General features: G+C 38.7%; 21 protein-coding genes and 3 pseudogenes. 20 read left to right on the top strand and 4 right to left on the bottom strand.

Annotated features, from left to right (window positions below; translation table 11 throughout):
* Positions 1-32 precede the first annotated feature (32 nt).
* The 7 genes and pseudogenes from ITG12_RS01375 to ITG12_RS01415 all read left to right on the top strand — a co-directional run bounded on the left by ITG12_RS01375 (position 33) and on the right by ITG12_RS01415 (position 6,244).
* Positions 33-728 carry an FRG domain-containing protein gene (locus ITG12_RS01375; RefSeq protein ID WP_122067397.1) on the top strand — a complete coding sequence of 232 codons (696 nt, stop codon included), beginning with the start codon at positions 33-35 and terminating at the stop codon, positions 726-728.
* A gap of 323 nt (positions 729-1,051) precedes the next feature.
* Entirely contained in the window at positions 1,052-2,005 is a 954-nt protein-coding gene (locus ITG12_RS01380; protein ID WP_248873451.1) for a hypothetical protein, read from the top strand.
* Positions 2,006-2,009: 4 nt separating this feature from the next.
* Positions 2,010-2,112 (top strand): annotated as a pseudogene (locus ITG12_RS01385) (DUF3265 domain-containing protein).
* Between the two features lie 27 nt (positions 2,113-2,139).
* A complete protein-coding gene (locus tag ITG12_RS01390) occupies positions 2,140-2,748 on the top strand; it encodes a hypothetical protein (RefSeq protein WP_248873453.1) in 609 nt (202 codons plus the stop codon).
* 174 nt (positions 2,749-2,922) lie between these two features.
* Positions 2,923-4,443, top strand: coding sequence for a hypothetical protein (locus tag ITG12_RS01395; RefSeq protein WP_248873455.1), 1,521 nt, complete (start codon positions 2,923-2,925; stop codon positions 4,441-4,443).
* A 151-nt stretch (positions 4,444-4,594) separates the two neighbouring features.
* Positions 4,595-5,212 (top strand): LysE family translocator, encoded by a 618-nt coding sequence (locus tag ITG12_RS01405; protein ID WP_053051972.1) that lies wholly within the window; start codon positions 4,595-4,597, stop codon positions 5,210-5,212.
* A gap of 147 nt (positions 5,213-5,359) precedes the next feature.
* The gene (locus ITG12_RS01415; protein WP_248873457.1) at positions 5,360-6,244 is read left to right on the top strand and encodes a bacteriophage abortive infection AbiH family protein; all 885 of its coding nucleotides are present in this window, start codon (positions 5,360-5,362) and stop codon (positions 6,242-6,244) included.
* A gap of 141 nt (positions 6,245-6,385) precedes the next feature.
* Here the strand turns inward: ITG12_RS01415 and ITG12_RS01425 are convergent, their stop codons facing one another.
* Both ITG12_RS01425 and ITG12_RS01430 read right to left on the bottom strand, forming a co-directional pair.
* The gene (locus ITG12_RS01425; RefSeq protein WP_031849398.1) at positions 6,386-6,664 is read right to left on the bottom strand and encodes a type II toxin-antitoxin system mRNA interferase toxin, RelE/StbE family; all 279 of its coding nucleotides are present in this window, start codon (positions 6,662-6,664) and stop codon (positions 6,386-6,388) included.
* Positions 6,661-6,945 carry a type II toxin-antitoxin system RelB/DinJ family antitoxin gene (locus tag ITG12_RS01430; RefSeq protein WP_005398409.1) on the bottom strand — a complete coding sequence of 95 codons (285 nt, stop codon included), beginning with the start codon at positions 6,943-6,945 and terminating at the stop codon, positions 6,661-6,663. Before ITG12_RS01430 ends, ITG12_RS01425 begins: the two co-directional genes overlap by 4 nt.
* Positions 6,946-7,140: 195 nt before the next feature.
* On the opposite strand from ITG12_RS01430, the gene ITG12_RS01440 reads away from it, so the two are divergent.
* The 7 genes and pseudogenes from ITG12_RS01440 (at position 7,141) to ITG12_RS01480 (ending at position 13,702) form a co-directional block, all read left to right on the top strand.
* Complete coding sequence (locus tag ITG12_RS01440; protein ID WP_248873458.1) at positions 7,141-7,548, top strand: SMI1/KNR4 family protein; 408 nt, start codon at positions 7,141-7,143, stop codon at positions 7,546-7,548.
* Positions 7,549-8,042: 494 nt separating this feature from the next.
* Positions 8,043-8,196, top strand: a pseudogene (locus ITG12_RS27775) (DUF3265 domain-containing protein).
* Positions 8,197-8,221: 25 nt separating this feature from the next.
* A complete protein-coding gene (locus ITG12_RS01450) occupies positions 8,222-8,863 on the top strand; it encodes a hypothetical protein (protein ID WP_038882470.1) in 642 nt (213 codons plus the stop codon).
* 105 nt (positions 8,864-8,968) lie between these two features.
* The gene (locus ITG12_RS01455; RefSeq protein ID WP_248873460.1) at positions 8,969-9,874 is read left to right on the top strand and encodes a hypothetical protein; all 906 of its coding nucleotides are present in this window, start codon (positions 8,969-8,971) and stop codon (positions 9,872-9,874) included.
* Positions 9,875-10,001: 127 nt separating this feature from the next.
* Positions 10,002-11,372: a P-loop NTPase fold protein gene (locus ITG12_RS01460; RefSeq protein ID WP_248873462.1), complete on the top strand. Its 1,371-nt coding sequence runs from the start codon at positions 10,002-10,004 to the stop codon at positions 11,370-11,372.
* An 852-nt stretch (positions 11,373-12,224) separates the two neighbouring features.
* A complete protein-coding gene (locus tag ITG12_RS01470) occupies positions 12,225-13,028 on the top strand; it encodes a hypothetical protein (protein ID WP_248873464.1) in 804 nt (267 codons plus the stop codon).
* Positions 13,029-13,423: 395 nt separating this feature from the next.
* Positions 13,424-13,702: a hypothetical protein gene (locus ITG12_RS01480; protein ID WP_038880373.1), complete on the top strand. Its 279-nt coding sequence runs from the start codon at positions 13,424-13,426 to the stop codon at positions 13,700-13,702.
* Between the two features lie 671 nt (positions 13,703-14,373).
* Here the strand turns inward: ITG12_RS01480 and ITG12_RS01495 are convergent.
* Both ITG12_RS01495 and ITG12_RS01500 read right to left on the bottom strand, forming a co-directional pair.
* Positions 14,374-14,664: a type II toxin-antitoxin system RelE/ParE family toxin gene (locus tag ITG12_RS01495; protein WP_045382929.1), complete on the bottom strand. Its 291-nt coding sequence runs from the start codon at positions 14,662-14,664 to the stop codon at positions 14,374-14,376.
* Positions 14,654-14,902, bottom strand: coding sequence for a type II toxin-antitoxin system Phd/YefM family antitoxin (locus ITG12_RS01500; RefSeq protein WP_005377003.1), 249 nt, complete (start codon positions 14,900-14,902; stop codon positions 14,654-14,656). Before ITG12_RS01500 ends, ITG12_RS01495 begins: the two co-directional genes overlap by 11 nt.
* Before the next feature lie 221 nt (positions 14,903-15,123).
* On the opposite strand from ITG12_RS01500, the gene ITG12_RS01510 reads away from it, so the two are divergent.
* The 6 genes and pseudogenes from ITG12_RS01510 (at position 15,124) to ITG12_RS01565 (ending at position 21,635) form a co-directional block, all read left to right on the top strand.
* A complete protein-coding gene (locus ITG12_RS01510; RefSeq protein WP_248873467.1) occupies positions 15,124-15,966 on the top strand; it encodes a hypothetical protein in 843 nt (280 codons plus the stop codon).
* A gap of 1,245 nt (positions 15,967-17,211) precedes the next feature.
* Positions 17,212-17,685: a GrpB family protein gene (locus tag ITG12_RS01525; RefSeq protein ID WP_025638270.1), complete on the top strand. Its 474-nt coding sequence runs from the start codon at positions 17,212-17,214 to the stop codon at positions 17,683-17,685.
* A 1,603-nt stretch (positions 17,686-19,288) separates the two neighbouring features.
* A pseudogene (locus ITG12_RS27690) lies at positions 19,289-19,567 on the top strand (DUF6236 family protein); the annotation flags it as partial.
* On the top strand, positions 19,545-19,817 hold the full coding sequence (locus ITG12_RS27695; RefSeq protein WP_038882065.1) for a DUF6236 family protein: 273 nt from the start codon (positions 19,545-19,547) through the stop codon (positions 19,815-19,817). The pseudogene ITG12_RS27690 and the gene ITG12_RS27695, both read left to right, overlap by 23 nt.
* Positions 19,818-19,963: 146 nt before the next feature.
* Positions 19,964-20,476 (top strand): hypothetical protein, encoded by a 513-nt coding sequence (locus tag ITG12_RS01555; RefSeq protein WP_104027200.1) that lies wholly within the window; start codon positions 19,964-19,966, stop codon positions 20,474-20,476.
* A 241-nt stretch (positions 20,477-20,717) separates the two neighbouring features.
* Positions 20,718-21,635 (top strand): hypothetical protein, encoded by a 918-nt coding sequence (locus tag ITG12_RS01565; protein WP_038882244.1) that lies wholly within the window; start codon positions 20,718-20,720, stop codon positions 21,633-21,635.
* The last annotated feature ends 21 nt before the right edge of the window (positions 21,636-21,656 follow it).

Consider the following 21,656-nt stretch of genomic DNA (forward strand, 5'->3'; position numbering starts at 1 on the left):
CACTTAACGCGGCGTTATGTTTCAGGAGTAGTATGCGAGAACTGTCAAAATTTATAGAAGATTGTGGTCAAGAACAATTTTTTCCAATGTATAGAGGACAATCAGATATTGATTGGGCTTTAACTCCTTCAATTGGGCGCTTGCACGATGTGATGAATAATAAAGTTATACACTCTAGTTGGGAGAGTTTTGAATATAGTATTCTGACTCAGTTCAAAAGGTTATCGGAGCCATATATAGATACAAAACCTTCAACTAGGCTTGAATGGCTTGTTGAGGCTCAACACTATGGTCTTTCAACACCTCTTTTAGATTGGAGTACTAGTCCCCTAAAAGCTTTGTATTTTGCTGTCGAAAATCCCGCATACGATGAAAAAGATGCTGCCGTATACGTGATACAGCCTGATAGTGTTCGATGGGAGAGTGAGTCAATTGAGGAATTCCGATATTTGGAGTTCTATTTCCCAAAACACACAAACGAGCGGATTATTGCTCAAGATGCATGCTTTACAGTTTTTCCATACCCTCAAACGATCGCCCCTCTCGACGATTTGAAAGATACTAAAAGCTTTAGTGCTAACAGCTTGAGGTCTCTCAGGACAATAAGAGTCCCAGCTGAGCACAAGCGAAAATTGAGGGAGCAGTTAGCTGATATGGGGATTCATAGAATGTCTATATATCCAGGGCTAGAAAGCGTCAGCAAGCATATTATGAACAGTGTGATTTAAAAACATAACAAAGCATTTAAGAGTGATTCCCAACGCTTGGCATTTTTCACTCTGTCGTTGGGTTTTGTGTTTACGGTGGTTACGTTAAGTTTCGTGGTAGCGTTGCTCACACCTTAATGCGGCGTTAGGCGATTAGGAGAATGTAACATTGTCTACGGAAAGTTTTATTCATGTGGAATCTTGTCGAGATGTACTCTTTGTATTTGGTGCTGGAGCATCGATTGCTGAGGGTGCTCCATTGCAACGGGATATCCTTAAGCTAATCTTTGAATCTGAAGATCAGACATTAATTAACTCTGGAGCGGCGTGCGAAGTAAGAGAGTTTGTCTCGCAATTTTGACTTATCGAGTGCTGAATATCCAAGTTTGGAGTCAGTATTTGGGTATCTAGACTATTTCATAGGGAAAAACGAAAGCCTAGGAGGTATGTATAATACTTCGAAGATATCCTCAATTAAGGAATCCTTATTAAAGTTAATTCATCATGTTATCGCCCAACCTACATCATCGATGAATGGGTCATATCGTAAATTTTGGTCTACCATCGCAGAGCATAACAAAAATATTTCTGTAGTTACGATGAACTACGACACACTGCTTGATGAATCTTTCGAATTCTTATATTCCAGAGGGGGTTACATTGATTACTGCTTAGAGTTTATGAATTATCACCACTATGAAAGTATTGATGCGTTTCATTGGTGGGATAACCCGCGTAAACCTGTGACTGTTTGGAAAGAAGAAACCCCATTCTCTATTAAATTAATTAAAGCCCATGGCTCTTTAAACTGGAAGTATTGTAATTGTTGTAATCAGGTGTTGTTGACAGCGTGGGATACGAAAATAGACTTGGAATCCATGGGTTTTAAAGGAGTTATAGGTGCTTGCTGTGGTCAACCAGAAACAATTGAATATGACTTAAAATGTCCTTTAGACCAAAGTGCGTTTCAAACTTTTATTGTCCCTCCTTCTCATATTAAAGACCTTTCGCATCCAGCAATAAATAAGTTATTAGATGAGGCTGAAATTGAAGTTAGAAAAGCAAAGAAAATAGTCTTTGTTGGCAATTCTTTCCCTGAAGCGGATGTTCATATAAAAGCCTTGTTTAAGAAAAACCTGCGTCCAGAAACTGAAATTCATGTCGTAGATCCGTTCATGAACGATGCAATCCGATCCAACTATAAAAGCATATGTCAGTCAGTTAAGTTTTATGAGGTAGGTTTCGATGAGTATGTTTCGGGTGAACTAGTTTCTTTGCTAACGAAAGCAATCGCCTAACAAACTGTTCAAGAGGGATTCGCAACGCTTGGCATTTTCACTATGCGTTGGTTTTAGTGTTTAAGGTGGTATGCCGCGGCATCGGTATTGCGTTGCTCACCCCTTAACAGGGCGTTACGTTTTCGGAGGTGATTTTGTACAACGTCATAGAGATGAAGCAAAAAATATTAGATGCTGTAAAAGTCGCAAATAATGAAGTTCGAGGAGAGTTTGAGTCTGTATTTTCTAATATCTATAAAGAGAATAAAGTTCCAAATGACCTCCCTAAAGAGCTAAAAATATCAATTAATAAGCTAGAGACTCCAAAGGATCTAGATAAGATTCATGCTACAGAGGGTTTTTATATAATTTTTACTGACCTGAATGTTGGTGATAATAACTGTGCTCTGAAACATTTAGATTCAATTTTTGCCATATACCGTGGTGAGTGCGGCAAGGTTAAGAGGCGTATTCAAAGTCATTTGTTTAATAAACATTACAAGTCAGATTATGAAAAAAGAAAGTCAGTTTATCTTGAAAAACCAGAAAATTCAGGAAAGGATTTTCATGAACAATATTGGCCCGCTTGTTTGAAAATTGGAAATGGTGAAAGTGGCCTAAATATTCATGAGGATTACCATGAAAATAATTGGTATGTTCTTGTTCATAATATGCGAGAAAGTTCGCAAGAAGTTCGTGTTCAAGCAGAGCTAGCTTTTGACAATGTTTTTGGAAAACCGATAGCGAGTAGAGAAAAAACATAACAAAGCGTTTAAGACGGATTCCCAACGCTTGGCATTTTCGGTTTGCTTTGAATTTAGTGTTTACGGCACAATGGTTTAGGTAAGGTGGTAGCGTTGCTCACCACTTAACGCGGCGTTAACCCTATATTAGAGATTTATGTAACAGTGGATAGTAGGAAAAATAACGGTAGATTAATGAACGATAGCGTCACTCAAGTGGTTAATGGAACCATAAATACCAATCGATCTTCTGTACTCAAAGAGATACATCGTCACAAAAGCAATGTTGAATATTTTATAAATATAGAAATAAACTGTATTAGTATTGATTTTTTAACATATGATAGTTGGGATATGGCTAATGCCAATCGGATATTCGAATATAAATATGAAGGTACTAACTTAGAGGATGAATTCCTCCTAGGTGTATTTGATCAAGCTAATAGTGTTATGTTGGAAAAAGGTTACGTACTAAGTCAATATTATTTACATGTCGATTTTTCTGCTCTTACTGTTGACATATTAGACATATTCAAACCTAATATATTTCTTGACATGCTAAGGTGTGCTACTGAAATTTTCATCTATACCTATGACAAAAATCGCTTGAATAGCAATGATACATTTCGTGTTCTTCAAGGACAGGTAAATTGTGCTGTTAGTTGTAGTAGCGGTTTTTATCATACGTCTAAAATGAATTTTGACTGTAAATTACCCTTAGGAAAACAAAATGTATCTCGATTCAATGGTGAAATTATGACTAGAAAGCTAATCATTTTTGGCAATGGTTTGGGTATGGCGTTAGACGCGCAGCACTTTTCGTTGAAAGCTGCTCTTAAAGATATTTGGGACAAGCCTGATTTTTTAACATTGGAGCAGCAACAATTAATAGAACGCTGTCTTGGGCGGGCAGGAGCTCCAGAAGGTGAAGATGAACTTGACTTACTTCATCAAGCAGTCACGCATTGCAAATCTCTAAACCGAATCGGTGATGGTGATATTCATTGGCTCACGGAAGATGGACAATCATTTCCTGAAATTACTGCAACATATATACATAAGGTGGCAACGAAGCTTCACAATTTTGATGGCTCCTTACCTCATGCTTTTGAGACTGCTTTAGTTGATTTCATTCAACAAACTAAATCGCATGTCGCAACATTGAATTACGATAAACTTCTATATAATTCGTTTATCGATAATGATCTCGTAGATGGTTATTACGGTAGCCTTATCGACGGAATGCTTAATCGTGGTTTTTCTGCTGATGCTTTAGAGCGAAAGTATGATAATAACTTTGGTTACTACCTACATCTTCATGGTTCGCCTTTATTTATGGATTATGAGGGAAGCATTGTTAAGTTATCTCGAGACAGCCTTAACTTACAACTAAATATTCCAAGTAGACATATAGTATTGACACACGTAAAACATAAGCCGTCAGTGATCGCTGCTTCTCATGCGCTTTCTACATATTGGGACTATTTGCAGTTTGCGTTATCTGAAGCAGAAGAGATTATTCTATTTGGTTATTCAGGATTTGATACACATTTGAATATGCTATTGAAGCCATACCTAAAAGTTACACCTTTGCGGGTTGTGGAGTGGTCAGGAGCTGGTGAGCAGGTTCAACGTGAAACTTATTGGGCTAATTGCTTAGGTCGGTCAGTAGTGGTTGAGCGCATGGATAATATTTCTGACTTTGTCGCTTGGTAGTAAATATAGGGTTAACAAACAATTTAAGAGTGATTCGGCACGCGTGGCATTTTTACTATGCGTCGGTTTTAGTGTTTAAGGTGGTATGCAGAGGCTCAGGTATTGCGTGCCTCACACCTTAATTGGGCGTTAGTTTTATGGAGGAAATATTGTGGAAATCTGGAAGTTATTGTTCTTTATACCTGCGTGTTTTGCGCTCAATATGACTCCTGGTCCAAACAATCTATTGTCCATGAACAATGCTCGCTGTTACGGTTTCAAGTCCGCTTTTATTGCTGGGCTTGGTCGTATTGCTGCATTCGCTGTAATGATTGCCTTGGCTGCTTCTGGCTTAGCAGTCGTGCTCTATGCTTCTGAGACTCTATTTCTAACGATTAAAATTGTGGGCGTGGCTTACTTGTTGTGGATTGCCTTTAATCTTTGGCGTTCGGAAGCAAGTCCTGTTTCTGAACTAGAAAATACTCGCAACCGATTAGGTTTGGCTAAACAAGAATTTTTGCTAGCCGCCGGTAATCCAAAGGCGATCTTAATCTTTACCGCCTTTCTACCACAGTTCGTCGATGTTTCAGCGAGTGTAAATGAACAGTTCTTTGCTTTAGGGGCTACGTTCCTCATTTTAGAAATGGGTGCAATATCGATTTATGCGATATTTGGAATTTACTTAAGGCAATGGTTTACGAAGCCGAAAATGGCAAAGCGCTTCAATAGAGGTTGTGCAACTTTTTTGGCTATGTCTGGAGCAAGCTTGTTACTGAGCCGCCAGCAATAAAACTAACAAACTGTTTAAGAGTGATTCGCAACGCGTGGCATTTTTACTATGCGTTGCTTTTAGTGTTTAAGGTGGTATGCGGAAGCATCGGTATTGCGTTGCTCACACCTTAACAGGGCGTTAAGTTTATTTTTTTGGGAGATAGCGGTGCCTGATACTTTATATATTATTGGAAATGGCTTTGACCTCCATCATGGAATGCAAACGAGCTACGAAAGCTTTAAGTTGTACTTGCAGAGAAAGCATGGACTTGTTTTTGATACTGTTGAAAAATTTTTAAGTATCGATGAAAAGTGGTCAGATTTTGAAGAAGCATTAGGTAACTTGGATGTTGACCTCTTAGAAGATGATGCATCGAATTATTTACCATCATATGGTGATGATGACTGGAGTGAGTCAGGACATCATGACTACCAATATGAACTTACCAAAAATGTAGAAGCATTGTCATCTGAGCTATATGAATGTTTTTGCGAGTGGATAAATACGGTTGATGTACCTAATAACCCAACGCTTCTAAATTTGAAATTACATGCTCGTTTTCTAACGTTTAACTATACACAAACGTTGACGGAATTGTATAACATTCCCAAATCAAATGTGTTACACATACATGGTTCAATTGATGAGCCAGCCAACGAGATTGTCCTTGGGCATGGATGGGCTCCCGAAGATAGAACACAGCTAACAACTTACATAGATGAAAATACAGACACTCGAATTGCTTCTGGCTATCAAGTCGTAGATGAATACTTTAGCCATACTTATAAATCCACAAACAGTGTTCTAAGAAAAAATGAGCGATTTTTCGCTAGTCTATCGGGTTTAAGAAATATTTATATACTTGGACACTCAATGTCATCTGTGGACCTTGAGTATTTCAGAGTAATTGCTAGTCAGGTTAAATTTGATACAAACTGGTATATTAGTTTTTATAAGCTAGAAGACAAAATTAGCTTATCTCAAGCTGCAATGGAGTTGGGGCTTTCCGAGAGCAATGTACACTTTATTAAAATGGAAGAAATCAAATAAACTTAACAAACTGTTTAAGAGTGATTCGCAACGCGTGGCATTTTTACTATGCGTTGGTTTAAGTGATTAAGGTGGCATGCGGGAGCTTTGGCATTGCGTTGCTCACACCTTAACAGGGCGTTAGTTCCCCAGAGGAAGCGCTCAATCCATAGGGAATTTTTGTTTCTGGTGGAGTACACGCATAACTCTGATGATATCACCCTCGACCCAATAAGAGACAATCATCGAAATCTCAGGAATAATGAGCAATCGTCCGCGGATGCCATCTCGTTGTACACCCATTAAAGGTTGTTCAAGCAAGTTTTCTACTTTTGCTTCAATGAGGTTGTCAGTTTTTTCTGCCGCATCAGGGTTGAAGTCATAGAGAAACTCGAAGATCTTTTCACGATCATTAAGTGACTCTTCTTCCCATAAAATCATTGCTTACCTCGATTACGGATTCTGGCTTTGCGCTCTTCCATTCGAGACTTAGCAGTTTGGTGCTCAACGAAAACGGATTTTCCTGAGTCAAACTTCTCAAATGCTAGGTTTACTTGTTCAGTTAGCCATGCATCGTGAGATAATGTTTTTCTTTGTTGTTCCGCGAGTTGCTCAGTAAGTTCACGGCAAGCATCACTTAAAGTTCGACCTTGGCTCTCAGCCATTTGTTGAGCTAGGCGTTTTGTTTCTTCATCAACACGAAATTGAATTCTAGTGTCCATGATGTATTCCTTTGTTGGTGTGTGTACAAATGTTAGCACTAGGCTTTGAGATGGGCAACTAACAAACAATTTAAGAGTGATTCGGCACGCGTGGCATTTTTACTATGCGTTGGTTTTAGTGATTAAGGTGGTATGCGGGAGCATCGTATTGCGTGCCTCACACCTTAATTGGGCGTTAGCTTTATAGGGAGTATTATGACATTTCCAATTGATGAAAAGTTCATCGTTGAGTTCGAGTCGGAGTTAGGATTGCAGCTCCCTGCGAATTATAAAAATGGGTTGTTATGTTCAAATGGTGGTGAAGTTGTTACCAGTTCAGACGTATGGCAACTTTTTCCTGTTTTTGACAAATCAAATAGAAAACGGGTTACTCGGACTGCAAATAATATATTAGTTGAAACTAAATCTGCTAACGAATGGGTTGGTTTCCCATGTACAGCAGTCGCTATTGCCTCTAATGGGGTAGGTGATTTAGCCATTCTAGTTCCTGAGCAAGAGAATGCTTGTCAGTTAAAGGATATTGTTTATAGATGGCACCATGAAACTGGTGATGTGACGATATTATGCCCAACAAGTGAGATTTGGTTTAACTCGTTGGCATAAAGCTAACAATAAATTTAAGAGTGATTCACAACGCTTGGCGCCCTTACTTCAAGTAAGTTTTGTGTTTATGGCACAATGGTTTAGCTAAGGTGATAGCGTTGTTCACACCTTAATTTGGCGTTATGTGCTTTGGTGTTGATGACTTATAGATGTGCATGAAAGTCATTTTAAATTAGTAAAAGGAATTACTATGTCCAAAAAGGAATCGAATAAAAGTACTGCAATAAAGTTGGGTTTGTTCATGGCTGGCTCGGTATTTGGTGCAGTCTTGTATATCTTTTTTGCATTTCCAGCATCTTGATTGTTCGGGTTACTAAATGTTGTCGGTTAGGCTCAAGCTACATGCAGGGATAGAATGTTAGTTGCCATCGTATACATCATTGTCACACTTCTTATGGTTAAAGTGCTTTTAAAGAAGAAAGTCTCTAAAAGTGTACTTTTTTACTTCGCTCTTGAACTCTATTTTGGTGCAGTTGCGGTCGCCTCTTATATCGATTAGCTGTTCTGAGAGTACAGTTGTTCAGGTTAAGCACGCACATAACAAACTGTTCAAGAGGGATTCGCAACGCGTGGCATTTTCACTATGCGTTGGTTTTAGTGTTTAAGGTGGTATGCCGCGACTTCGGCATTGCGTTGCTCACCCCTTAACAGGGCGTTATAAATCAGAGGGACTATGGAGCAATATTTTAAGAAAATCTGCCTTTGGATAAAAAAGTACACTCATCCATTGAAAGTGTTTGGGGGAGTGTTTTTTACATTGGCTTTAATATTTGGATTGATCTGGATCAGTGGTCAGGAAGTTGAGCCTATTGCATTTTTCTTGGGATTACTAAGTTCGTTATTTTTTGCGCTTCCCTCAATCGCCGAATATTTCTATCCTGACCGTAAGCCCGTTCGGGATATGTCATTTGAAGAAATACTCACTTTTATTCCCACAACGGATTATAAAAATGATTGGCATGGAATAAGTCTTGATTGGGCAAGTGAGAGATTCCTAAAAGAAGATCCAAGATTGAGGGTGCGTGCAAAATACACTGAAGATGGTATTCAAAATGACGATTTTAGAGAGACATGGGCAAATTGCCACCCTAATTCCAAAGCTGTAGGGTACTGGTATGAACTCTATTATGACGGAGCATTTATCGATAGGATATTGTTAGTTTCTGTCGATGGAGCAAGGGCAATCATACCTCCTCCATGTATTGATACAGGTAAGATTCAGCGCTATGAATATAGCATTGCAAAAATTCATGATGTAACTGGTACTGTTGATGAGTACATTGAGCGTTCAGGTCTTAAGCTAGCTGATTTATAACAAAGCATTTAAGAGTGATTCGCAACGCTTGGCAGTTTCGCTTCGCTCAAGTATAGCCAAGCGTCGTTCACACCTTAATGCGGCGTTATGTTGAAGGAGGAAAATTTGAATCAAACTAAATATCGGATAGGCTCGCTTTCATCTAGCGAACCTAAGGCTACAAGTTTCATGATAGAGCACAAGCTTTTATCAAGCTCTTGGTATAAAGAGATGCGAGACAAAACTAGTATTATCTGGCTCTTACAAGATTTAGATCTTGCGTGGAGATGTTGTCACGAAAACTTTGCATCATTGAATAAGTATGTAGAAAGTCATAAGAAACAACTCTCTGTATCGACTGAATTACACCTTCTAACAGATGAAGTACAAGATTCATTCGTAAAATTGTCCCAGTTAATCACTAATTGCGTTGTATCGTATACGGCTTGCGTAAATATGTGTGAGCAACATATGAAGAGAGTCCACTCTAAAAATAGTGAATCTTTTAAACAATGGAACACATCACGCCAACAACTTCATGAAGATACGTTTGAATATAGGTTCGGGTATGATCTCAGAAACTATACACAGCACTACGGTCTTCCTTTGTCTGAAGTTGTTCTTTCTATGGACTCCGAATCACTGAAGGGCTTAAATGTTTTTGTAAACAAGTCTAGCCTACTCAAAGGTAGTTTTGAATGGCGTAGTGAAATGCGCGCAGAACTGAAGTCCTTAACGGTAGAGAACATTGATGTTATAGAAGTATCGGTAAAATATCTGAAATGTGTAGATGACGTTTATAAAGGTGTATTAGATAGTCATATAGAAGAGCTATCACGTTGCGATTCATATCTAGACGATCTATTTGAAATATTTAAGATTGAACAACATGAAAACCCTGTTGTTTTTAAAGGTGATATTCCGACTGGTTCACAGGTTCCAAGGGAAAAAGAGTTCATCCCTGTCTACCTTTTAAAACGAATGAAAATGGTTTGGGGGGAAAGGTTAAGTTTCAACATAACAAAGCATTAAAGAGTGATTCCCAACGCATGGCATTTTTCATTCCATCGTTGAGTCTTGTGTTTACGGTGGTATGGTTGAGTTTCTTGGTTGCGTTGCTCACACCTTAATGCGGCGTTAAGCGATAAAGAGGATTTATATGAAACTTATAGTTCCAGAGCTAGAAATTAATGAGGACTCTCCGTTCTCTAGTGATCTTTTTGAAAGAGAGAGATTTGCGGAAAAATTAACCAATCTTATTCGAAATGTTGAAGATAACTTAGTTATATCGCTAGATGCTAATTGGGGAGAAGGAAAAAGTACTTTTATAAGAATGTGGCGTCTCCATCTAAAAAATCAAGGCATAAAAACAGTTTGCTTTGACGCATTTAAAAATGACTATAGCAACGATCCTTTCCTAGATATTGCTGGAGAAGTATTTTCATTTACGGATACAGAGTTTTCGGAAAATGATGAGATAATCAGCTCAAAGGGGCAACTAAAAAGTAAAGCGGTTAATGTAGGTAAAAGACTTGTGGGTTGGACGGCAAAAGTCGCAGTAAAGACTGCAACTTTGGGCGCTATAAAGGACTCTGATATTGAGGAGTTACAAGATGTAGCAAAGGACATCTCAAAAGATAGTGGTGATCTAGTTTCTAATGTTATTTTAGACCGTTTGAATAATCATGAAGTCGATAAAAACTCAATTGAGGTATTCAACAAAAATATCGAAGAACTGGGTACGAAAATTAGAAATGCTCAGGGATTCCCTTTGCTAATTATTGTTGATGAATTAGATCGTTGTCGTCCTAGTTATGCCGTAGAGACCATCGAAAAAATTAAACATTTGTTTTCAGCTAAAAATGTAGTTTTCGTGTTAACAATTAATAAAAAACAGCTTCAAGAGTCAATTCGTAGCGTTTACGGAGAAATAGATGCTGCCACTTACCTGAAAAAATTCATACATTTAGAGGCTAGTTTACCGAGACGTCATGGCTATAATCAAACTAATGATTATCTCCAGTACTCATCTTACTTGTATCGCGCTTTAGACTTTCCTGATTGGTTAACTAAAAATGAAGATGATATATGTCGAATTTTCGCATGCTATGCTGAGTACTATAATCTAACACTGCGTGATATGGAAAGGGCGTATACTAACTTAGCTATATATTATGCATCAGTAAGTGAGAATACCATCAATTACTTGCCTGTAATTTGTTTTCTTTCAATTATAAAGGTTAAGTCAACAATGTCTTTCAAAATGTTGAAAGATGGTAAATATACTTATAATGAGTTTGAAGAGGAATTCTCTATTCAAAACATATCGAAAGATTACTACCGTGATGTTTACCCTGAGTATTTTACTACTTGCTTTAAGTTCTTCCTCTATAATGATGAAGAATACCAAAAAGAAAAACAAAGTACGGACTTGCAATACATGAATTTGGGGGGAGCTTCTATTTCTCGTAAAAAAGTAATTCCATGGTATTGTGACCAAATTGATGCGTTCAACGTAAATATCGCTTAACAAAGCATTTAAGAGTGATTCGCAATGCTTGGCATTTTCGCTTCGCTCAAGTATAGCCAAGCGTCGCTCACACCTTAATGCGGCGTTAGTACGGGTTTGACATCAAAGGTCATAAGTTTTGGTGTTTATCTGTTTTGGCGCTCGTATTTACACCTTTCAGTAAGTGCCTTTCACGTTCTATCCGGTGGCACTATATGCGGAGTTTTCGCTTTGATTTCACCGTTTACGGCTTCTAACTCTTAGCCTATTTCTTTGGCGCGTCTTCATTTTCGTGGTGGCTTTTGAGAGAACCTTGATTACTTTTGTTGTGGTTGTTGAAGTACGAGGACCGAATCCTTTTCTAATTTGAAGCAAGTGAAAGTAGGGTTGTTCAGTGCGTTTTTCTTCTAGCCAACTTTCGTCTTTCAATGGGGTAAAGTTTTGTAGCTGCCCGTCTCACTTCAGTGTTCAAAGCCTTTCATATCACCTCAATTTTCAATATCTTGGAGCGCATAAATAGAAGTAGCGCATGTACTAACAAATTGCTTAAGAGTGATTCGTAACGCGTGGCATTTTCACTATGCGGTGGCTTATGGTGATTAAGGCGCTGTGCGGTAGCTTTTGTATTGCGTTACTCACACCTTAGCAAGGCGTTATATTTTATTTGAAATCAGCGTCTTAAAACTAGTTTGAAGTTGGTTGTTTGTCGACTGTTCAGGCTGTCATGTTTAGCCCTCTTTAAGCATGAAATATGCTAAATATCATTGTATTATAGTAATAAGCAGTATACGAAATGGTAAACTACTGCTAGTTTTCGTTGATGATTAAATGAACACCATTTACCTCTTATTGAAGCTTTACTAAGGAAAAATTTTGCCAGAACCAATCGCAACATTAGGTGGTGCAGCTGTAGTAGCATACCTTTCAAAGGATGGGGTTTCAAAACTGTTATATCTGACTGCTGAGTACCTCGGTGGTGAAATGAAGACTCTCGTTGAGAAAAGCCAAAGAAATATAGTCTCAGTATTTAAAAAGGCTGAAAAAAAATGTGGAACAAAAATTGATCAAGAAGGTACTGTAAACGCTAGGGTGATGAAGCATGTTTACGATGAAGCGAGGTTTAGTGATGATGAACTTCTTGCTGAGTATTTTGGTGGTGTATTAGCATCAGCTAGAACCGAAGATGGTATTGATGATAGAGGCGTTTATTATTCTCAAATTGTAAAGTCGATGTCTAGTTATCAATTAAGGTGCCATTATTTTTTTTACTACCTGATGTGGTACAACTCAAAGGGTATGGACCTGAATTTAAACTCCAATATTGATAGAGATAAATTAACTATAGTGGCACCAATCAAATGTTATGAAGAAACATTTAAATCAAATTCTAAGCAAAATGAAATGCCTTTCATTGCTCACTCATTATCTGGTTTAGCTAAAGCAGATTTAATCGGTGAAAGTTTTGCTTTGCAAAACCCAGAAGATTTAAAAAAGAAAAACATCGAAGTTGATCAGTTTGCTTTTGTTATACAACCAACAATTACAGGTTTGGAGCTCTTTATTTGGGTTCATGGTCAAGGTGAAATTGGTTTGCCTGCATTTATGTATCAAGATTTAGTTGAAGTACCAGATATAGACATGAAAAATGTAGAATTAACTAAATTAAAGAATATTTGATAAGCAGCTAAAACGCGCAGCTAATTTATTATTGTTCGTTTTAGCTAACTAGCTATTTAATTGCGAACTTGTACTTTTTCATCTAAGAGGTGTGTTTTTTCTGGCGATATTTTAATTGAGCGTCTTAGTTGGGTTAGGAACCCAAGTTAACATCGTAACTCTTTATCAATAAAATCAGTCGATTGTTGTAAAATATAACAAATTGTTTAAGAGTGATTCGGCACGCGTGGCATTTTTACTATGCGTTAGGTTGAGTGGTTAAAGTGGTCTGCGGAAGCTTCGGTATTGCGTGCCTCACACCTTAACAAAGCGTTAGGCGACATGAGATAAACGATAGAGTAGTGATAGTATCTTGGCGTGAATCTAGCTTCAGTTAGTTGAAAAGGAGTGGATAAATGAATGGTAAAGCATTTGATAATTGGCAAAAATCGCGAAAGAAAGGATGTTTAAATTGGCTTTTCAGAACCACTTTCGTCACAGCCATTTTGTACATGATTTTTAATGTTCTTTTCCTTTATCCATCTTCTGATGCGGCAAGCATTATGATTTTCTTATCGGATAATGCTCTTAATTACTCAATTTACACGATCGGGATGTTTTTCGCATTTTGGGCTATTTGGCTATACAACGAATCTTCGTATGAGAAAGAAGTTAAACGTAGAAATGTCGCCTAACAAACTGTTCAAGAGGGATTCGCAACGCGTGGCATTTTCACTATGCGTTGGTTTTAGTGTTTAAGGTGGTATGCGGCAGCTTTGGTATTGCGTTGCTCACCCCTTAACAGGGCGTTAGTACGGGTTTGGCATCAAAGGTCATAAGTTTAGGTGTTTATCTGTTTTGGTGCTCGTATTTACACCTTACAGTTTGTACCTTTCACGTTCTTTCCGGTGGCACTATATGCGTAGTGTTCGTTTTAATTTCACCGTTTACGGTTTCCAACTCTTAGCCTATTTCTTTGGTGCTTCTTCTCTTCGTGGCTTTTACTAAGTCAGAATTGTCTTTCTTTGGTGTTGCCGTCGAAGTCCGAGGATCGAATCCTTTCCTAATTTGAAGCAAGTGAAAGTAGGGCAGTTCAGTGCATTTTTCTTCTAGCCAACTCTCGTCTCTTAATCGAGTTTAAGTTTTGTAGCTGCCCGTCTCACTTCAGTGTTCAAAGCCTTTCATATCATGCTACTTTTCAATATCTTGGAGTACATAAATAGAAGTGGTGCATGTACTAACAAATTGCTTAAGAGTGATTCGTAACGCGTGGCATTTTTACTTTACGGTGGCTTATGTGATTAAGGCGCTGTGCGGTAGCTTTTGTATTGCGTTACTCACACCTTAGCAAGGCGTTATACCGCGATCAATCATCTAACCTTTTCATGGCTTTACGGTAAACATCGCTACGTTCGCGTTTTCCGACGGCTAAGACGGTTACAATGATGACATCGTCTTCAACTTTGTAGACGAGACGGTAGCCCGATTGACGCAACTTAATTTTATACATGTTGTCAGCTCCAGAAAGTTTTGAAGCCGGAACATGTGGGTTATCTAAGCGCTCGATTAGCTTTTTCTTAAATTGTTGTTGCAGAGTAGAGCCAAGCTTTTTCCACTCTTTGAGTGCGCTCTTTTTAAAGTCGAGTTTATAGATCATCAATATTTACCGAAATGCTCTCTTCAGATTCACGCTCTTTAGCGATAGCTAGTAGTTCAAGATCTTCGAGTCTATCCATCATCATTTCGTACGCTTCGGCAGGTACGCAATAAAATGCTGGCTCATTTCGGTTTAATACAGCAACAGGTTCTCCGTAAGCACTAGTTGCAACTTTCATAGGGTTAGCTTTCAACTCGGTAATGCTTGCAGCAACATCGGCTAAAATTCTAGTGGTCATATAATCGGTCTCTTAATTGGTCTTTATGTTGGTCATTTTAGCCTCAACCAAGCGGTATAACAAACAATTTAAGAGTGATTCAGCACGCTTGGCATTTTTGGTTTAGATTAAGCTCAGTGTTTACGGTGGTCAAATCAGGTGTCGTGGTCGCGTGCCTCACACCTTAATTGGGCGTTATATGTAACTACTTTAATCTCGATAACTATTATTTAAGAGGTATTATGAAATTCAGTAAAAGAGAGTGGGTTTTATTCATCATTATTATAAGCCTTGTACAAGGCTTTGTTTGGTATTCAGCTTTTGTGAATGCTGGAAATGGAAGTGCACTTAACTTCATCTCTTTTGCCGGTACACTAGTTTCGATTATCTTAGCGGTATTAGCAATTGGCTACACTTATGGAGAGTCGATTACTCAAAAGAACCACAGTGATACTGTCGTAAATCAAATTGCAAAGCTTAATGATGCTATTGATACAATTAACAATCAGACAGAGAGCTTCAATCAAATCAAGGAGATTTCGGAAAATCTTACTCAGTATAATGAGAAGGTTGAATCTAAATTCGACATAACACATCAAGAAGTTAGGTCAATTAGCAGTATTGTCAGAGGACTTACAGGGGCAATAAAGCAACCTGTAGAGCAAACGAAGTTACTTAATGGGCGGGTTGATGAAGCACAACAACGTAATTTTGTTGAGCAAATATTGAGTGTGAGGCTTCCAGTAACAGAAATCGCAATACTTAGTATAATCCTATCTGAAGGCAGCACACGGGAGGAAGCTCTGTCATCGGATATAAAAGAAAGAATGAAACAAGTAAGAGACAATTTTGAATTTGGTGAAAGGTTTTTAGATGTAGAGCAGATCTTACTAGGCTCCACATTTGTAGCAAATAATATGCTATTAGCTCAAGGGCTGATTTCTTACGATGAAGATCAAACTCTATCAGTATCAAGTTTGTTGAAAAAAGAATTTGTTAACGCAGTTATAAGTGACCCCATTGACACTATCTCATTTCATAAAGCAGTGAGAGACGACTTATTAGCTTCGTTTAGAACTAAGTAAACGTTAAATATAACAAAGCATTTAAGAGTGATTCCCAACGCTTGGCATTTTTCATTCCATCGTTGGGTTTCGTGTTTACGGTGGTATGGTTAGGTTTCGTGATAGCGTTGCTCACACCTTAATGCGGCGTTAGTACGGGTTTAGCATCAAAGGTCATCAGTTTTGGTGTTTATCTGTTTTGGCGTTCGTCTTTACACCTTTCAGTTTGTACCTTTCACGTTCTTTCCGGTGGCACTATATGCGGAGTGTTTGCTTTGGTTTCACCGTTTACGGTTTCTAACTCTTAGCCTATTTGTTTGGCGCTTCTTCTTTTTCGTGGTTTTTACTAAGTCAGAATTGCCTTTCTTTGGCGTTGCCGTCGAAGTGCGAGGATCGAATCCTTTTCTAATTTGAAGCCAGTAAAAGTGGGGGGAGTTCAGTGCGCTTTTCTTCTAGCCAACTTTCGTCTCTCAATGACGGTAAAGTTTTGTAGCTGCCCGTCTCACTTCAGTGTTCAAAGCCTTTCATATCATGCTACTTTTCAATATCTTGGAGTCCATAAATAGAAGTAGCGCATGTACTAACAAATTGCTTAAGAGTGATTCGTAACGCGTGGCATTTTTACTTTGCGGTGGCTTATGTGATTAAGGCGCTGTGCGGTAGCTTTTGTATTGCGTTACTCACACCTTAGCAAGGCGTTAGTACGGGTTTGACATCAAAGGTCATAAGTTTTGGTGTTTATTTGTTTCTGTGCTCGTCTTTACACCTTTCAGTTTGTACCTTTCACGTTCTTTCCGGTGGCACTATATGCGGAGTGTTTGCTTTGATTTCACCGTTTACGGTGTCTAACTCTTACCCTATTTCTTTGGCGCTTCTTCTCTTTCGTGGTTTTTACGAAGTCAGAGTTGTCTTTCTTTGGTATTGCCGTCGAAGTGCGAGGATCGAATCCTTTTCTAATTTGAAGCCAGTGAAAGTAGGGCAGTTCATTGCGTTTTTCTTCTAGCCAACTTTCGTCTTTCAATCGGGGTAAAGTTTTGTAGCTGCCCATCTCACTTCAGTGTTCAAAGCCTTTCATATTATGCCAGTTTTCAATATCTTGAGCGTATAAATAGAAGTAGCGCATGTACTAACAAATTGCTTAAGAGTGATTCGTAACGCGTGGCATTTTTACTATGCGGTGACTTATGGTGATTAAGGCGCTGTGCGGTAGCTTTTGTATTGCGTTACTCACACCTTAGCAAGGCGTTATGCCTTTTGGGAGAAAATATGCAGTTTTACAAAGCAGATGAATATCAGGCATCTTGCGAAAACCTGTATCGTAAGTACGAACTTGAGATAGCTGCTTTACTTCCAGATGCATCTATTGAGCATATTGGAGCTTCCTCTATCCCTAATGCTGTATCTAAAGGTGACCTAGACATACTTGTTGGTGTTAACGGCAAGGAACTAGAGAATGCAGTAAAGTTACTTTCTACTCTAGGTTTCAACGAAAAATCCGATACGTTAAGAACTCCGGAGCTTTGCATGCTGGAAAATAGCTCAGGTGAGGATGTCGCTTTTCAAGTTGTAGCCAATGGTTCGGAATTTGAGTTTTTTGTGGGGTTTAGAGACAAACTCCGTAAAAGTCCTGAGTTAGTTCAACGATACAATGAGCTGAAAATGTCTTGTACAGGTTGGTCTCAAGAAGAGTATCGTCGGAAAAAATCAGCTTTTATTGAGCGCGTGTTAGGACAGGCATAACAAACTGTTTAAGAGTGATTCGCAACGCGTGGCATTTTTACTATGCGTTGTTTTTAGTGTTTAAGGTGGTATGCGGAAGCATCGGGATTGCGTTGCTCACACCTTAACAGGGCGTTAGTACGGGTTTGGCATCAAAGGTCATAAGTTTAGGTGTTTATCTGTTTTGGTGCTCGTATTTACACCTTACAGTTTGTACCTTTCACGTTCTTTCCGGTGGCACTATATGCGTAGTGTTCGTTTTAATTTCACCGTTTACGGTTTCCAACTCTTAGCCTATTTCTTTGGTGCTTCTTCTCTTTCGTGGCTTTTACTAAGTCAGAATTGTCTTTCTTTGGTGTTGCCGTCGAAGTCCGAGGATCGAATCCTTTCCTAATTTGAAGCAAGTGAAAGTAGGGCAGTTCAGTGCATTTTTCTTCTAGCCAACTCTCGTCTCTTAATCGAGTTTAAGTTTTGTAGCTGCCCGTCTCACTTCAGTGTTCAAAGCCTTTCATATCATGCTACTTTTCAATATCTTGGAGTACATAAATAGAAGTGGCGCATGTACTAACAAATTGCTTAAGAGTGATTCGTAACGCGTGGCATTTTTACTTTACGGTGGCTTATGTGATTAAGGCGCTGTGCGGTAGCTTTTGTATTGCGTTACTCACACCTTAGCAAGGCGTTAGTTTGCAAGAGGAAAAACGCAGCTATATCGCAAGATCTAGTGGTAAAAGCTCAAAGTTGAAATTGTCATCTCGGCGTTCAATTTCAGTGTTAACTAGTGTGGTGAAAATTCAAAATTGGTATCGTTTCAACGGTTGATTTGTTCTTTGGTACAGTGACTTTGGGGTTAACTGAATCGAATTTTTTTGCTGAAACTCTGCTCGTTGAGTTTGTTGGTACAAAAGCCGATTTACTCGCTGAAATGGCGTTTTCTCTGGTGTGGAAAGTTCACGTGGTTTCAGCGGCTTTGTTGAAAGTCCGCACTGTGAGATTGGTTTTCCAAAAGCGTTTTTTGGTGTTGTGAGTTCGGTTTCTGCCACGTTGTTTGTTCCAAGTGGTTTCATTGAGTTGCCGCTTTGAGACTAAGCCTGACTTAAATGCATCAAAGCACATAAAGCTTATTGTTTTCAAAATTTAAAATAACGTAAAATCAACTCCTTGGGTTTGCAAACTAACAAACTGCTCAAGAGGGATTCGCAACGCGTGGCATTTTTACTATGCGTTAAATTTGGTGATTAAGGTGGTATGCGGCGGCTTTGGTATTGCGTTGCTCACCCCTTAGCAGGGCGTTAGCACTAAAAGGTATATGTACGAGGATCAACATGAATAAAAAAGGAATCGTCGTTTCTCCTCCATTTGAGCCTATATACACTGGAGGGATCAGATGCGGTGGAGATCCAGACCCACTTGAACTTAGAAAATATCTTCTATATTGGGATGAAATTGACTACCCACTAATACACTGATTCGTGTTTCGTCTTACGACATAGATTATTTGGAAAGCACGGGTTTTCTAAAAGGACACATGTTAGGTTTGAGGGGGCGATAAGCTCGGGGAGAGGTGAGTTTTTATTGCTGCCCAAGAAGCCGCTCTTAGAAAAATCGACAAGAAGAACCTGGCTGTTGGACTATGGCTCAACTATCCAATGTTCCTTATTACACTCAGCAAGCGTTAGGAACTGGCGTTGAATTCGAGCTTTACGATATGTTACCTGTTCCCGATCAGGGCACACCGTTAGCTGAAATTCTTGAGTTTAAATCTAAGCGTAATGACGAACTAACCGCTTTTAGGTGCTATCTAGATGAAATGAATGAAGAAATTATATCTTCTAAAGATATACCAAGAGCAAAAAAAAACACGCTTAGCTCGGTTAGAAATGTCACTAAAGGATATAGATAAAACTATTAATGAAACAGGTATTAAGCGTGTAACAACCAACCTTAAAAACGTAATACACTCTGATTTTTCTGGTATCGTTGGTGCAGGGTTAGGTGCTGCCGGTATAGCTTCTCTTATTCAAATGTCGCCTTTAATTGCCGGTGTTGCTGGTGCTGGTTTGGTTGTCGGTGTAAAGAGTGTAGTTATGCCTTCGTCACAATGCCCTTCTGACTTTAATTACATAAAGAGCATAAGAAAGAACTTTCGATAATTTTAGTGCTAACAAACTGTTTAAGAGTGATTCGCAACGCGTGGCATTTTTAGTATGCGTTGCGTTTAGTGTTTAAGGTGGTATGCGGAGGCATCGGTATTGCGTTGCTCACACCTTAACAGGGCGTTATGCGTCAGAGGGAAATTATGAATCCAGGTATTTATTTAGACGATTTTGAAATTACAGAAAATACGGAAGAACTACAGGCAATACTTGGACGTTGCTTGATAGTTGCAACTCGTTTTGATCACTTGTGCGATCATACATCCAAATATCTTGAACTGAAAAACTCGTTTGTAATGGTCGTTGATCGACAGAAATTCGAGGATTATGCGACAGAGTTGATAGGTAAATTCCGAGCCCTATATAAAAATATAGAATCACTTCCAATCGCTGATGACGTAAAAGACATCCTTCATGCTGCGAGAGAGGCGAGAAATGAAATAGCTCATAGTTTAGCTATTGGTTTAACTGGATGCTTGGATACAAAAATTGATGAAAACTACTTTAAATCTCATATAACTCGACTAATTCGAGAGGTTGCTGCTGGTGATTATGCTATTTCTGTAATTTTGTCACTGCTCAGTAAAGAGCCTTTGCTTCAACAGTCAAGCGAGGATTACCAAGACAACGTAGTAAATTGGGTGCTTGGGAAGTGAACGCATAACAATCTGTTTAAGAGTGATTCGCAACGCGTGGCATTTTTACTATGCGTTGCGTTTAGTGTTTAAGGTGGTATGCGGTAGCTTCGGTATTGCGTTGCTCACACCTTAACAGGGCGTTATGTGTTTTTGGTACATCATTGACTTACCGCATAGTAAATAATGCAACAGCATGTATATTCCGTTCTAGTGATTAACAGATGTATCTATATCTAGCTTTACTAATAAGGAATAATAAATGGCTGATGGCAACCAGATTAAATTCGCGCTTTACCATAAAGAATGGGACTACGAGCGTGGAAATCATAAGACACTAAAAAAAGAAGCAAAAGAAGTAACAACAACAGAATATACGCCAGATATGGAAGGACAGATATTTTGTCCCGAGTGTTGTGTCAATCTATTTAAATCACCAAAAAATAAACCATTTGATACGAACGGGCGTAAAGCTTTCTTTGTCCACTCTAGTAAATTTAAACCTGAATGTGGATTGAGGGTTAAAAAGGCTGAAGGTAAGAAATTTGCTACAGAAGAGCTCGCTCGCAAAGCGATTGAAGATGAAAAGCTTGTTGTTGTAAAAGAGTTCATGAAAGTTAAGCCTCAGGCTCCGTCAGGGGCTAAATCTAAGGAGTATCAAGGACAACCTGTTGAAGATATCAACGGTGAATTAACTGAAGTAGCTATTAGTCGTCATAATGGTGAAAACTTCAAATTACCGAGTCGAATTACAACAATTCGAGGTCTATGTCGTAACTTTAGCCAAAACATACATAAATACTTCCACTTCCCTAACAAAGCAAATGCCGTGTTATTACAAGATCTATTAGTAGATATTAGAAGTATCAAAGAAGTAGATGAGTCACCGAAATTGTACTTTGGGAAAGTTAAGTCATCATGGAACTGTGGCTCGACTCCTCAAAACATCAGACAAACAATGTTTGAATACCCAAAAAACTCTGATTGCGTAGACTTTTGTCTTAAAGCGACTGATGAAAGCTCGCAAGAGCACGGTATTGATGACGATTCTAAAGGAAAAGTAGTCTTGATGTATGGCAAGGTTACTGAAAGTGGCATTGGGTTGTGTATCGAAGATATCGGTTGGGGAGAGTTTGCCGTATTACCTGAAAAGTATGAGCACTTGTTAAGCAACACATAACAAACTGTTTAAGAGTGATTC

Source organism: Vibrio sp. ED002 (assembly GCF_023277445.1).
Taxonomy (GTDB): domain Bacteria; phylum Pseudomonadota; class Gammaproteobacteria; order Enterobacterales; family Vibrionaceae; genus Vibrio; species Vibrio jasicida.

Bases quoted from the DNA above. Each gene is read 5' to 3' on its own strand.
- ITG12_RS01375 (WP_122067397.1), top strand. From the start codon at position 33: ATGCGAGAACTGTCAAAATTTATAGAAGATTGTGGTCAAGAACAATTT.
- ITG12_RS01395 (WP_248873455.1), top strand. From the start codon at position 2,923: ATGAACGATAGCGTCACTCAAGTGGTTAATGGAACCATAAATACCAAT.
- ITG12_RS01425 (WP_031849398.1), bottom strand. From the start codon at position 6,664: ATGATTTTATGGGAAGAAGAGTCACTTAATGATCGTGAAAAGATCTTC.
- ITG12_RS01430 (WP_005398409.1), bottom strand. From the start codon at position 6,945: ATGGACACTAGAATTCAATTTCGTGTTGATGAAGAAACAAAACGCCTA.
- ITG12_RS01440 (WP_248873458.1), top strand. From the start codon at position 7,141: ATGACATTTCCAATTGATGAAAAGTTCATCGTTGAGTTCGAGTCGGAG.
- ITG12_RS01450 (WP_038882470.1), top strand. From the start codon at position 8,222: ATGGAGCAATATTTTAAGAAAATCTGCCTTTGGATAAAAAAGTACACT.
- ITG12_RS01460 (WP_248873462.1), top strand. From the start codon at position 10,002: ATGAAACTTATAGTTCCAGAGCTAGAAATTAATGAGGACTCTCCGTTC.
- ITG12_RS01480 (WP_038880373.1), top strand. From the start codon at position 13,424: ATGAATGGTAAAGCATTTGATAATTGGCAAAAATCGCGAAAGAAAGGA.
- ITG12_RS01495 (WP_045382929.1), bottom strand. From the start codon at position 14,664: ATGATCTATAAACTCGACTTTAAAAAGAGCGCACTCAAAGAGTGGAAA.
- ITG12_RS01500 (WP_005377003.1), bottom strand. From the start codon at position 14,902: ATGACCACTAGAATTTTAGCCGATGTTGCTGCAAGCATTACCGAGTTG.
- ITG12_RS01510 (WP_248873467.1), top strand. From the start codon at position 15,124: ATGAAATTCAGTAAAAGAGAGTGGGTTTTATTCATCATTATTATAAGC.
- ITG12_RS01525 (WP_025638270.1), top strand. From the start codon at position 17,212: ATGCAGTTTTACAAAGCAGATGAATATCAGGCATCTTGCGAAAACCTG.
- ITG12_RS27695 (WP_038882065.1), top strand. From the start codon at position 19,545: ATGTCACTAAAGGATATAGATAAAACTATTAATGAAACAGGTATTAAG.
- ITG12_RS01555 (WP_104027200.1), top strand. From the start codon at position 19,964: ATGAATCCAGGTATTTATTTAGACGATTTTGAAATTACAGAAAATACG.
- ITG12_RS01565 (WP_038882244.1), top strand. From the start codon at position 20,718: ATGGCTGATGGCAACCAGATTAAATTCGCGCTTTACCATAAAGAATGG.